Below are 10,622 nucleotides of genomic sequence, written 5' to 3'. Positions count from 1 at the left end.
CCAGGTGATGATCGAGGGCCCCGGCCACGTGCCGATGCACAAGATCAAGGAGAACATGGACAAGCAACTGGAGGTCTGCGGCGAGGCGCCCTTCTACACGCTCGGGCCGCTGACCACCGACATCGCGCCCGGCTACGACCACATCACCAGCGGCATCGGCGCGGCGATGATCGGCTGGTACGGCACCGCGATGCTTTGTTACGTCACGCCCAAGGAGCATCTGGGCCTCCCCGACCGCGACGACGTCAAGGTCGGCGTGGTGACCTACAAGCTCGCCGCCCACGCCGCCGACCTCGCCAAGGGCCACCCCGCCGCCCGCCTGCGCGACGACGCGCTGAGCCGCGCCCGCTTCGAGTTCCGCTGGCGCGACCAGTTCAACCTATCGCTCGATCCCGACACGGCCGAGTCCTATCACGACCAGACCCTCCCCGCGGAAGGCGCCAAGACCGCGCACTTCTGTTCGATGTGCGGCCCCAAATTCTGCTCGATGAAGATTACCCAGGAAGTGCGGGACTTCGCCGCCAAGCAGAACGCGGGCGTGGAGACATTCCTCGCCGCCGAGGACGCGGAAGCCGGTATGGCCGACATGAGCGAGCGGTTCCGCGAGAAGGGCGGGGAGGTCTACCTGCCGGCGGCGGAGTAGGACCAGCTCACTCCGGGTCGGGGCTGTCTGAAACTGTCCGAAGTCGGGCCGGCATAGATGGGCGTTCAGACCGAGGCTCAAATTCAGTCCCCTCCTTTGATGCCTTGATCGTTCCAACAAGCTCGATCGTGAACATCCCTAAGTTCACGATCGACTCGATCATCTTCTCTAAATCGGCAAAGCTGGCCGCGGTCGTGAGATGGCCAGTGGGACCCCGCCCTGTAGCCCGGCGCCAATGAACCGTTCCGTCATCTGTCGGAAAGATAGAATGTGAGTGGACAAGGATATTGCGATTTTCACGCAAGATATTGAATGCCTTACACGCGTACTCGACGTTGCTTATAAGCTCAGCATTGTTCGGCTGCTGCCGAGCAAGGTTAAGCACAATATCAGCGCGAGACTGATTTCCAAGTCCACCTGTAACAGCCATCCCAACACCGTGATCTCCTAAAAGCTGCCAGATCAGCGCGGTGAAAAACTGTTCCACCATATTCCACTCTAATGAGATACGGCCTAAGTTGTACACTATAGGCCAACCATCTTCCTTTTCATGCTAATCCGGAACAAAAACCTCGGCCATATTGTCCCTACTACCTCATCAAACAATTTTGGCGGCTTACCCGACCCGCAATACCTCTAGCACTTTTAAAAACCGGATCAGCCTCGGGTACGTCCCCGCCGCTCCGCGCCGCTCATGACCGGCCCACGAACATATCCCGCCGTCATGTTAAAGAAACCGCTATTCCCTTAACACGTCATCCTGATATGTTCGCGAAATGCGAACACAGCGAACATGGGTGCCGGGGCCGCTCAAGCCCAGTTACGCCATCCCCGACCTGCCGCCACCGAGCCTCGTCGAAACGGTGCCGGTGCTGCGCGAGGCCGCCCGCGCCCATCGTTTCCTGGCGGAGCTGAAAGGGCGGGCCGGCACGATCCCGAACCAGGGCATCCTGATCGACACGCTCTCGCTCCAGGAAGCGAAGGCCAGTTCGGAAATCGAGAACATCGTCACCACACAGGACGAGCTGTTCCAGACGAGCCTTTATCCCGACCGCCCCGCCTCGCCCGCCGCGAAGGAGGTCGCGCTCTACGCCGATGCCCTGAAATGCGGCTTCGACAACCTGCACCGCACCCAAGGCCTGCTGACCAACAACAGCATCACCCAGATGTTCAGGATCCTGAAGCGCACCACCGAGGGATTCCGCGCCACGCCCGGCACCGCCCTTAAAAACGAGACCAGCGGCGAGCTCGTCTATATTCCTCCCCAATCGGCGGACGACATCATCCGGCACATGACGGCCTTGGAGCGCTTCATCAACGAACCGGACGGGCAGGAGCTGGACCCGCTCATCCGGATGGCGGTCATCCACCACCAGTTCGAGAGCATCCACCCGTTCAGCGACGGCAATGGCCGCATCGGGCGGATCATCAACGTCCTCTATTTGGCCCGGCAACGTCTGCTCGACACCCCGATCCTGTACCTGAGCCGCTATGTCACCGCTCATAAAGCGGATTATTACCGGCTCCTGCAATCGGTGCGCGACACCGGGCAATGGGAGCCCTGGCTTCTGTACATGCTCCGCGCGGTCGGCAGCACGGCGGTCGGCACGCTGGAACTGATCGAGGGGATCAGGGTGCTGATGACGGACTATAAGAGCTGTCTCCGCACGCAACATCCACGGCTCTACTCGCAGGATCTGCTCAATAATCTGTTCCGCCACCCCTACACGCGCATCGAATTCGTCCAGAACGAACTCAGCGTCACCCGCCAGACCGCCGCGCGCTACTTGGACCAGCTCGCCGCCGGCGGGCTGCTGGTCAAGCAGCAAGCCGGACGCAACAATTACTACGTCAACGGACCGCTCGTGCAGCTGCTCACCAAAGGCGAAGGCGCGCGTCCGATCTAAGCGCGCACGGCGAGGCTCAAGTTGCGCCCCGCCCGATCCGATACGGCCCCTCCCGCACCGCCTTGGCCGCGCCCTTCCAGCTCAGCCGCACCAGTCCGTCGGCGAGCATCCCATCGACCGCGGCGTGAACGCCCGCCATCTCGCCACGCCAGTCCGGTCGGCCCGCGGCGGTCGCGATCGCCCGCGCCACTTCGCTCGGGCACACCGTGGCGCCCGGAGCGCGGCGGGCGAGCAGCCCCAGCGTCACGGAACGCGCGTCGCCTCTATCTAGGCCGGTCACAGGTGCCGTACCGCGTCCATCCGCTTGTGCAGCACGCGAAGCACGAACACGCGCCCGGCGTCATGCTCGTAGTAGATGCGATGCTCCTCGGCCGGGTAACTGCGGACGATACCGTCCGATGCGCCGTACGCCGGGCCGATCTCGGGAAAATCGACGATCCGCCGAAACGCCCACTCGACCGCATCGAGGTAGGCGATCGCTCGCTTCGCACCGAACCGCTCGGCGCTATAGTCGCGTATGTCGTCGAGATCGGCTTGCGCCCGGCGGCTAAGCTCAAGCCGCATCCACGCTCCCGCTCGATCCGCGCAATCCGGCGCGTAGCTCGGCCAGATGCTCGAACGGGTCGCGGTCGCTGACGCCGGACCGACGCCCCTCCTCGATCGCGGCGCGCAAAGCCGTCAGCTTTCGCTCATGTTCCCGGTCGCGCCGGACCACGTCGCGCACATAGTCGGCCGGATCGGCATAGCCGCCCTGCGCGACGCGCGACTCGGCCCAGCTGCTCAGATCCTCGGGAAGCGAAACATGCACTTGCGCCATGCGACACAGGTAAACCGCTTGGCCGCCGCTTTCAACGAAAACGCCGTTTCGCGAAAAGCGGCACGGTCGCTCCTCGCATCCACACAAGGTGGCCAGCCCCGGCTCGCCCACATCGCCCTGCTCGTTGCAGGACCCGGTCCAACACGCCTCCTGATGGATGCTCCAGGGCCACACCCGGCCGCCGATATCTCCAACAGGCCGCCGCCGCGCTGTCCTACACGTTCGGTATCTGTTCCATTCCTCGGATGAGCAAGGAAAAGCCCGCCCGCCCTGTCCCCGCCATCCAGGCCGAGGACTCCCCCGCAACCCCGCCGGAGACGCTCCCGGAAACGCTCCCGGAAACGCTTCCCGCGACCGTCGACGCGCACGGCCTCGATCCGAACGCATACGACTGGTACCCCGTCCTTCGCCGGCCGCGCGCCGACGGGTGGACGGCGGTCCGCCAGCGGCTGTTCGTCGAGACGCTCGCCGACACCGCCTCGCCCAAGCAGGCGGCCGACGCGGTCGGGCTGTCGGTGTCGAGCGCCTATCGCCTGCGCCGCTCACCCGGCGGCGAGGGCTTCGCCGCCGCCTGGGACGTCGCGGTTCATCAAGGGTCCAAGCGCCTGGTCGACATCGCCTTCGAGCGGGCGGTCGATGGCGTCGACGACCCCGTCGTCGATGCCGAGGGCAAGTTCCTTTATTTCAAGAAGCGCTACAACGACCGGCTGCTGATGTTCCTGCTCCGCGCGCACCAGCCCGACCGCTACCGTCACGCGCACCGCGATGTCCGCTCGCCCGGCGAGGAGGCCGCGCCGACGCTCCCGCCCGTCGCCGAGGCGCTGCTCCGGCTTGAGCCCGCCCGGCCCGCCGACCTCAAGGCGCTGATGCCGCCCGACGAGCTGGAGTGCAGGCTGGAGGTCGCCGATATGCTGGGGGGCGAGATACCGGCCTATCACGCGGCCAAGCGCGACGAGCCGGAGCCGGTCGCCAAACCGCGCGAGGAAGGGATCGACCGCAGGCTTGACGAGATCCGGCGCGCCAACAACCCGAACTGGACTCCCGACTCCTACCGCGCCTTCCTGGCCCCGGGCGAGGACGGCTATGAGGGTGACGAGCAGGAAGAACGAGCCGGCCGTCGCGCCCGCCGCCGCTCGCGCGGACGCTCCGGATGACTCGCCGGGCGAACGGCGCGCGCGTTCGTTGGCGTGAACTTTAGTGAACTTCCGCCCGCACCGGCGTCCCGACCCACCGGCCAATCAAATGGCATGCGAGGGTTCATTGGCGTGAACTTTAGTGAACTTCCGCTGCGGTGACGAGTGCGGGCCCGGCCATCAGACCCGGATCTCGCCCTCGTCCTCGCCGTCCCAATAATGAATCCGCGCCGCATGGACCTTGATCAGCACCAGCCCGGGCGTGTCGGTTCCTCGCGGGAAATATCGCTCGATGTCCTTGGTCCAATGCTTCTCGAACATCGCCTTGTCGCGGATCAGCTCGGCCACGCCTTCGACCGTGACGAAGAACGGCCGCTGCCCCAGCAGCCCCGACTTGCCCTGATAGGCGAGGCCCACCTTCGGGTCGGCGGGGATGTCGTGGACCGAACGCGCATCGTCGTCGGCGAAGAAGAAGCTGTCGCCGTCATATTCGACGTCGGCGTTGTTGCTCATCGGCCGCCCGCCGATCGCGCCGCCGTCGGTGCGGGTCGACATGGTGCAGAAATCGATCCCGCGCATCTTCGCGGACAGGTCGGACAACGTCATGGGCATGGGCGGCTCTCCTTGAACGGGTGCCCGACCGACGACAAGCGTCGGCCGGGCAAGGCGTCACATCGCGTTGGCGACCTGGTTTTCCACAGTCGCGTCGTCCTTGTCGTCCGCTTCCTCGGCCTTGTCCTCGCCCATCTCGCGGACGTTGTCGGCCTGATCCTCCAACGCGTCCTCGGTCGCGCCCGATGTGTTGTCGGCGGCCTCCTCGAGCGCGTCGGCGCGGTTCTCGGTCATCGCCTCGATATTCTCGGCCGCCTTGTCGTCGGCCCCACCGCCGCACGCCGCCAACGCCAGCAGCCCGGCCGCGCCCACGGCCTTCATCACGATCTTCATGGATATTCTCCCCTTTTCCGACGCTTGGCCTACCCAGACCGGCCGGCCGCGTCAAACGACGTACCCGCCCGCCGGTTCCGCTCGGCCGACCACGACGCCCTCCGACTGGCGAGCCGCCCCTTGACCGCCGCCGCCTTGACCGATTTCCGCTCATTCAGTTGATGCAGGGCAATGCATGGACACGTCGCCGGGACCCGATCGCCCGACCGGCTCGTTCCACAGATGTCATGCTGCACACCCGCCTCCTCGTCCAGTCCGCCGCCGTGCTGGCGCTCGCCGCCTATGCTCCCGCGATCCCCGCGGCCGCCCCGGCACCGACCTTCGACCCGGCGACCTTCTTCGCCGGCCGGACGGAGGGGACGGCGACACTCAAGATCATCATGCGCGCCGCCCGCGCCGTCCGCGTCCAGGGCACGGGCCGCGTCGCCCCCGACGGCACGCTCGTCCTCGACCAGATCGTCGCGCAGGAGGGCCAGCCCGTCACGAAGCGCCAATGGCGCATCCGCCGCACCGGCCCGAAGACCTATGCGGGCACGCTCTCCGACGCGGTCGGCCCGATCGCGGGCGAAGTGACCGGCAACCGCCTGCATCTCAGCTTCAGGATGAAGGGCGGCATCGCGACCGAGCAACGGCTGACGCTCGGCCCCGACGGCCGGTCGGCGACGAACATCCTCACCGCGCGCAAGTTCGGCGTCACCGTCGCCCGCCTGACCGAGACCATCCGCAAGCTCGACTAGCCGAATGCCGAACGCGCGACCGAACCAAAGGAGGGAACACGCATGATCGACCGGAGCGAGATCGAGGACGGCATGCCGGTGGTCGGCTCCGACGGCGCGCCCGTCGGCACGGTCGCCGATGTCCGGACGGGCCGTCTCATCCTCGCCCGCCCCTCCGCCGGCTCCGACGCGGACCTGTCGACTCCCCGCCACATCGCGCTCGCCCGCGTCGACCGCGTCGCGGACGGCCGCGTCCACCTGGCCGACACCGCCGCCGTCGCGCTCGGCGGCTTCGGCGCGCGCGTCGCCGAGGCGCTGGGCGAGCCCACGCCCGACCCGAGCCTCACCGCCCCGCCGCGCGGCCGCGCGCCGCGGTCGCTCGGGCGTTACCTCCCCTATATCCTGGCGCTCGTCGGCCTCCTGTTGCTGTTCGGCCTGTATCGCGGCTGCGTCGATACGAAGGAGCGGGATCTGGTCGTCGGTCCCGGCCAGCTCGAGCGCGGCGCGGTGTCCGCCATTCCCATCGTCGAGCAGGTCGCGCTCCCGGACGGCTCGCGCGTGGCCCTCGAACCCGGCACGCTGACCTTCGAGCTGCAACGCCATCTCGCCGGCCGCGACCCGGCGGGGCGGACACTACCGTTCGACCGGCTGAATTTCGACACCGGCTCCGCGGTGATCCGCACCGCCGACCGGCCGACGATCGACGTGCTCGCCCGCATCCTGCGCGCCTATCCGAACGCGCGCGTCCGGGTGGTCGGCTATGCCGACGCGCGCGGTCCCGCCGCCGCCAACGCCGATCTCGGCCGCGAGCGCGCGCAGGCCGTCGTCGCCGCGCTCGGGGTCGCCGGCATCGCCCCCGCGCGCGCCGCCGCCGTCTCGGGCGGGGAGGCCGCTCCCGCCGCGACCGACGCCACCCCACCCGGCCAGGCGGAGAACCGCCGGACCGAACTGGTCGTCACGGCCAAATAGGCAACCCGCGTCCGGGTCGGGCGTTGATCGCCCACGCATCATCCACCCCACGCAAGGAACCGCATCATGGGCCTGTTCACGAAGGATATCGCGACGCTGGACGACCTTTACGTCCACCAGCTTCAGGACGTCTATTACGCCGAGAATCAGATCACCAAGGCGCTCCCCAAGATGATCGACAAGGCGACCAACACGCAGCTCAAGGCGAACTTCCAGACGCACCTGATCGAGACCCAGAACCAGATCGAGCGCCTGAAGCGCGTCTTCGAGATGCACGGGCTTAGCCCCAAGGCGGTGACCTGCGCCGCGATGGACGGCATCATCAAGGAAGCGAACGAGATTTCGGGCGAGGTGTCGGACAAGCAGGTGCTCGACGCCGCGCTCATCGCCGCCGCGCAGGCGGTCGAGCATTACGAGATCGCGCGCTACGGCACGCTCGTCGCCTGGGCGACGCAGCTCGGCCGCGAGAACGAGGCCGAGCTCCTGAGCGAGACGCTCGACGAGGAATACGCGACCGACAAGAAGCTGACCGAACTCGCCGAGCGCAAGATCAACGCCAACGCCGAGATGGCATGACCTGACTCAACCCTCTCCCGCCTTCGCGGGAGAGGGAAAGCCGTGCCGAAGACACGGCGAAGGTAAGGGCGGTGCCGAGGTCAGGCGGTCAACCGCGCCACCGTCCGCTCGCGTCCGATCAGGGGCAGCAGCGTCGCCATGTCCGGCCCATGCTCGCGTCCCGTGAGCGCCAACCGCAACGGCATGAACAAGGCCCGCCCTTTCCGCCCCGTCTCCACCTTCAACGCCCCCGTCAGCGCCGCCCATGGCTCCTCCGCCCAATCGATGGCCCCCGCCACCCGCGCCGCGTCGGCCAGATACGCCCGATCCACCTCCGCGACCGCGTTCGCGACCGGTCCTTCGACCACTCCCCACCAGTCAGCCGCCTCGTCAACGCGGTGCAGGTTGGGCCGCACCGCCAGCCACTCCGCCTCGCCCATCGCACCCGGTACCCGGTCCCGCACCCGCTCGAACGGCAACCGGTGGACGATCCGCGCATTCAGCGCCGCCAGCTCCGCCTCGTCGAACCGCGCCGGGGCCCGTCCGAAGCGCGCGAAGTCGAAGCTCGCCACCAGCGGCTCGGGATCGACGAACGGCTCCACGGGATCGCTCGTCCCCAACCGCGCGAGCAGCGCCCGCACCGCCTCCGGCTCGATCCCGGCCTCGCGGAAGTGATCGACACCCAGCGACCCGAGCCGCTTGGACAGCTTGCCCTCCGCCCCCGTCAGCAGCGCGCCGTGCGCGAACGCGGGCGGCTCCGCCCCCATCGCGGCGAATATCTGCAGCTGAAGCGCGGTGTTCGACACGTGATCCTCACCGCGCACCACATGGCTGACGCCCATCTCGACATCGTCGATCGCCGACGGGAGCATGTACAGCCACGACCCGTCCGCGCGTCGCACCACCGGATCGCTCATCGTCGCCGGCTCGAACCGTTGCGGCCCCCGCACCAGATCGTCCCAGATGATCGGCGCGTCATGATCGAGCCTGAACCGCCAATGCGGCCGCAACCCGTCCGCCTCCAACCGCACCCTCTCGGCGTCGCTGAGCCGAAGCGCGGCGCGGTCATATGCAGGCGGCAACCCACGCCCCGCCTGCACCTTGCGCTTGAGGTCCAGTTCCTGCGCCGTCTCATACGCCGGGTAGACCCGCCCCGCCGCGACCAGCGCGTCGAATCGCGCTCCGTAGATGGCGAACCTAGCCGACTGCCGCTCCTCGCCGTCCGGCGTCAGCCCAAGCCAATCCAGATCGCGCCGGATCGCGTCGACATACCGCTCCTCGCTCCGCTCGGCGTCGGTATCGTCGATCCTGAGCAGGAACCGCCCCCCGCACCTCCGCGCCCACAGTTGGTTATGGAGTGCGGTCCGGATATTGCCGACATGCAGCCGACCGGTGGGGGAGGGGGCGAAGCGGGTGACGACGGTCATGCCTCGGCCTCTAGGCGTCGGGGGTTGCGGGGCAAACCCCCGCGCGCCTAAGCGGCACGCATGGCCGATCGGGAGGGCCGTCTCATGAAGCTCATCACCGGCAACTCCAACCTGCCGCTCGCCGGCGCGATCGCGGGTTATCTGAGACAGCCGCTCGCCGACGCGCTCGTCCGCCGCTTCGCCGACGAGGAGATCTTCGTCGAGATCGGCGAGAACGTGCGGGGCGAGGACGTGTTCGTGATCCAGTCGACGGGCTACCCCGCCAATGACAACCTCATGGAGCTGCTCATCATCATCGACGCGCTCAAACGCGCGTCGGCCCGGCGGATCACCGCGGTTGTCCCCTATCTCGGCTATGCGCGCCAGGACCGCAAACCCGGGCCACGCACGCCGATCTCGGCCAAGCTCGTCGCCAACCTGATCACCGTCGCGGGCGCCGACCGGGTGCTTTCGGTCGACCTCCATGCTGGGCAGATCCAGGGCTTCTTCGACATCCCCACCGACAATCTTTACGCGGCACCCGTCATGTCGGCCGACATCCACGCGCGCTTCAAGGGCCGCAACGTCATGGTGGTGTCGCCCGACGTCGGCGGCGTGGTCCGCGCGCGCGTCCTCGCCAAGCGGCTCGACAACGCTCCGCTCGCGATCGTCGACAAGCGGCGCGAGCGCGCGGGCGAGTCGGAGGTGATGAACATCATCGGCGAGGTGGAGGGCCGGTGCTGCATCTTGGTCGACGACATCGTCGACTCGGCGGGGACGCTCTGCAACGCGGCGGCGGCGCTACGCCAGGCGGGGGCGGAGGACGTCGTCGCCTACGTGACCCACGGCGTGCTGTCGGGCGGTGCCGTCGCGCGGGTCGAGGGTTCGGCGCTTAGCGAGCTGGTCATCACCGATTCGATCGGCAATCACGAAGCGATCGGCTCGGCCTCCCGCATCCGCCACCTGCCGATCGCGCCATTGCTGGCGGAGGCGATCAAGCGGATCGCCGACGAGACAAGCGTCTCGAGCTTGTTCGACTAGCGCAGCGACAAGGCGACGATGTGGTCGAACACCGCCGGATGCAGCGGCTTGGCGAAGGCGCACCCGTATTTGAACCTGTCGCGCCACGCGACCACCGCTTCCAGCGCTGCCAGGCCTGGCAGCGTCAACCACACCACCGTTCCCGGCCAGAGCGTGAAGCTGGTCTCCGCGCGGAAGCCCGACGCCGACAGGTTCATCATGTCGATTTCGAACCGGGTCTGGCCCCGGTCGCGCAGGTGCGCGCGCATCTTGACCGCCTTGCGGAGCGCGCGGCGATGCTCGTCGCCGGGCTTGGGCTGGAAAGCGGGCTGGGTCATGGACCGCCTTATGCCGAACGAAAGGTTACGATTGGGCGAACGCGGCCGCACTGGACCTGATAGGGCCCTTGTGCTTTAGCGACTGCATCCCCGATGCTCGAAAACGGACGGCCGCGCCATGAACATCCATGAATACCAGGCCAAGGAACTGCTGGCCAAGTTCGGCGTCCCCG

At 67.5% G+C, this 10,622-nt stretch carries 15 protein-coding genes; 7 read left to right on the top strand and 8 right to left on the bottom strand.

From position 1 onward, the window contains the following. Window positions 1–643, top strand: a 643-nt coding sequence (locus ACFE71_RS13190) for a phosphomethylpyrimidine synthase ThiC (protein ID WP_375429251.1), incomplete at its 5' end; no start/stop codon positions are given. Between the two features lie 7 nt (window positions 644–650). Here the strand turns inward: ACFE71_RS13190 and ACFE71_RS13185 are convergent. Next, complete coding sequence (locus tag ACFE71_RS13185; protein ID WP_375429250.1) at window positions 651–1,133, bottom strand: hypothetical protein; 483 nt, start codon at window positions 1,131–1,133, stop codon at window positions 651–653. 373 nt (window positions 1,134–1,506) lie between these two features. Here ACFE71_RS13185 and ACFE71_RS13180 point away from each other — a divergent pair, with 373 nt between their 5' ends. Further along, on the top strand, window positions 1,507–2,550 hold the full coding sequence (locus tag ACFE71_RS13180; RefSeq protein WP_375429249.1) for a Fic family protein: 1,044 nt from the start codon (window positions 1,507–1,509) through the stop codon (window positions 2,548–2,550). 16 nt (window positions 2,551–2,566) lie between these two features. Here the strand turns inward: ACFE71_RS13180 and ACFE71_RS13175 are convergent, their stop codons facing one another. The 3 genes from ACFE71_RS13175 to ACFE71_RS13165 are packed head-to-tail and all read right to left on the bottom strand — an operon-like array spanning window position 2,567 to window position 3,367. Further along, window positions 2,567–2,797, bottom strand: a complete 231-nt coding sequence (locus ACFE71_RS13175) for a DUF3253 domain-containing protein (RefSeq protein ID WP_375429248.1) — start codon at window positions 2,795–2,797, stop codon at window positions 2,567–2,569. 29 nt (window positions 2,798–2,826) lie between these two features. Next, a complete protein-coding gene (locus tag ACFE71_RS13170; protein ID WP_375429247.1) occupies window positions 2,827–3,114 on the bottom strand; it encodes a type II toxin-antitoxin system RelE/ParE family toxin in 288 nt (95 codons plus the stop codon). Further along, window positions 3,104–3,367, bottom strand: a complete 264-nt coding sequence (locus ACFE71_RS13165; RefSeq protein WP_375429246.1) for a type II toxin-antitoxin system ParD family antitoxin — start codon at window positions 3,365–3,367, stop codon at window positions 3,104–3,106. Before ACFE71_RS13165 ends, ACFE71_RS13170 begins: the two co-directional genes overlap by 11 nt. Before the next feature lie 245 nt (window positions 3,368–3,612). On the opposite strand from ACFE71_RS13165, the gene ACFE71_RS13160 reads away from it, so the two are divergent. After that, entirely contained in the window at window positions 3,613–4,521 is a 909-nt protein-coding gene (locus tag ACFE71_RS13160; RefSeq protein ID WP_375429245.1) for a hypothetical protein, read from the top strand. Window positions 4,522–4,680: 159 nt separating this feature from the next. Here the strand turns inward: ACFE71_RS13160 and ACFE71_RS13155 are convergent, their stop codons facing one another. Both ACFE71_RS13155 and ACFE71_RS13150 read right to left on the bottom strand, forming a co-directional pair. Then, entirely contained in the window at window positions 4,681–5,112 is a 432-nt protein-coding gene (locus ACFE71_RS13155) for a pyridoxamine 5'-phosphate oxidase family protein (RefSeq protein ID WP_375429244.1), read from the bottom strand. 57 nt (window positions 5,113–5,169) lie between these two features. Continuing rightward, window positions 5,170–5,445: a hypothetical protein gene (locus tag ACFE71_RS13150; RefSeq protein WP_375429243.1), complete on the bottom strand. Its 276-nt coding sequence runs from the start codon at window positions 5,443–5,445 to the stop codon at window positions 5,170–5,172. A 227-nt stretch (window positions 5,446–5,672) separates the two neighbouring features. Here ACFE71_RS13150 and ACFE71_RS13145 point away from each other — a divergent pair, with 227 nt between their 5' ends. From ACFE71_RS13145 to ACFE71_RS13135, 3 genes are all read left to right on the top strand, one after another. After that, on the top strand, window positions 5,673–6,182 hold the full coding sequence (locus tag ACFE71_RS13145; RefSeq protein ID WP_375429242.1) for a DUF3833 family protein: 510 nt from the start codon (window positions 5,673–5,675) through the stop codon (window positions 6,180–6,182). A 42-nt stretch (window positions 6,183–6,224) separates the two neighbouring features. Then, a complete protein-coding gene (locus ACFE71_RS13140; protein ID WP_375429241.1) occupies window positions 6,225–7,130 on the top strand; it encodes an OmpA family protein in 906 nt (301 codons plus the stop codon). A gap of 66 nt (window positions 7,131–7,196) precedes the next feature. After that, on the top strand, window positions 7,197–7,706 hold the full coding sequence (locus ACFE71_RS13135) for a ferritin-like domain-containing protein (RefSeq protein WP_375429240.1): 510 nt from the start codon (window positions 7,197–7,199) through the stop codon (window positions 7,704–7,706). An 80-nt stretch (window positions 7,707–7,786) separates the two neighbouring features. Here ACFE71_RS13135 and ACFE71_RS13130 read toward each other — a convergent pair whose 3' ends face one another. Beyond that, window positions 7,787–9,112: a glutamate--tRNA ligase gene (locus tag ACFE71_RS13130; RefSeq protein WP_375429239.1), complete on the bottom strand. Its 1,326-nt coding sequence runs from the start codon at window positions 9,110–9,112 to the stop codon at window positions 7,787–7,789. 84 nt (window positions 9,113–9,196) lie between these two features. Between ACFE71_RS13130 and ACFE71_RS13125 the strand changes: the two genes are divergently transcribed. Then, window positions 9,197–10,132 carry a ribose-phosphate pyrophosphokinase gene (locus ACFE71_RS13125; RefSeq protein WP_375429238.1) on the top strand — a complete coding sequence of 312 codons (936 nt, stop codon included), beginning with the start codon at window positions 9,197–9,199 and terminating at the stop codon, window positions 10,130–10,132. Here ACFE71_RS13125 and ACFE71_RS13120 read toward each other — a convergent pair. Continuing rightward, a complete protein-coding gene (locus tag ACFE71_RS13120) occupies window positions 10,129–10,449 on the bottom strand; it encodes a pilus assembly protein PilZ (protein ID WP_375429237.1) in 321 nt (106 codons plus the stop codon). The two genes, ACFE71_RS13125 and ACFE71_RS13120, sit on opposite strands and share 4 nt — an antisense overlap. Window positions 10,450–10,622 lie beyond the last annotated feature (173 nt).

The organism is uncultured Sphingomonas sp. (genome assembly GCF_964237155.1).
Classification (GTDB): Bacteria; Pseudomonadota; Alphaproteobacteria; order Sphingomonadales; family Sphingomonadaceae; genus Sphingomonas.
Note: the sequence above shows the minus strand (reverse complement) of the source record. Positions and strands in the feature narration are given on the sequence as shown.

Bases quoted from the DNA above. Each gene is read 5' to 3' on its own strand.
- ACFE71_RS13185 (WP_375429250.1), bottom strand. From the start codon at position 1,133: ATGGTGGAACAGTTTTTCACCGCGCTGATCTGGCAGCTTTTAGGAGAT.
- ACFE71_RS13170 (WP_375429247.1), bottom strand. From the start codon at position 3,114: ATGCGGCTTGAGCTTAGCCGCCGGGCGCAAGCCGATCTCGACGACATA.
- ACFE71_RS13165 (WP_375429246.1), bottom strand. From the start codon at position 3,367: ATGGCGCAAGTGCATGTTTCGCTTCCCGAGGATCTGAGCAGCTGGGCC.
- ACFE71_RS13160 (WP_375429245.1), top strand. From the start codon at position 3,613: ATGAGCAAGGAAAAGCCCGCCCGCCCTGTCCCCGCCATCCAGGCCGAG.
- ACFE71_RS13155 (WP_375429244.1), bottom strand. From the start codon at position 5,112: ATGCCCATGACGTTGTCCGACCTGTCCGCGAAGATGCGCGGGATCGAT.
- ACFE71_RS13150 (WP_375429243.1), bottom strand. From the start codon at position 5,445: ATGAAGATCGTGATGAAGGCCGTGGGCGCGGCCGGGCTGCTGGCGTTG.
- ACFE71_RS13145 (WP_375429242.1), top strand. From the start codon at position 5,673: ATGCTGCACACCCGCCTCCTCGTCCAGTCCGCCGCCGTGCTGGCGCTC.
- ACFE71_RS13140 (WP_375429241.1), top strand. From the start codon at position 6,225: ATGATCGACCGGAGCGAGATCGAGGACGGCATGCCGGTGGTCGGCTCC.
- ACFE71_RS13135 (WP_375429240.1), top strand. From the start codon at position 7,197: ATGGGCCTGTTCACGAAGGATATCGCGACGCTGGACGACCTTTACGTC.
- ACFE71_RS13130 (WP_375429239.1), bottom strand. From the start codon at position 9,112: ATGACCGTCGTCACCCGCTTCGCCCCCTCCCCCACCGGTCGGCTGCAT.
- ACFE71_RS13125 (WP_375429238.1), top strand. From the start codon at position 9,197: ATGAAGCTCATCACCGGCAACTCCAACCTGCCGCTCGCCGGCGCGATC.
- ACFE71_RS13120 (WP_375429237.1), bottom strand. From the start codon at position 10,449: ATGACCCAGCCCGCTTTCCAGCCCAAGCCCGGCGACGAGCATCGCCGC.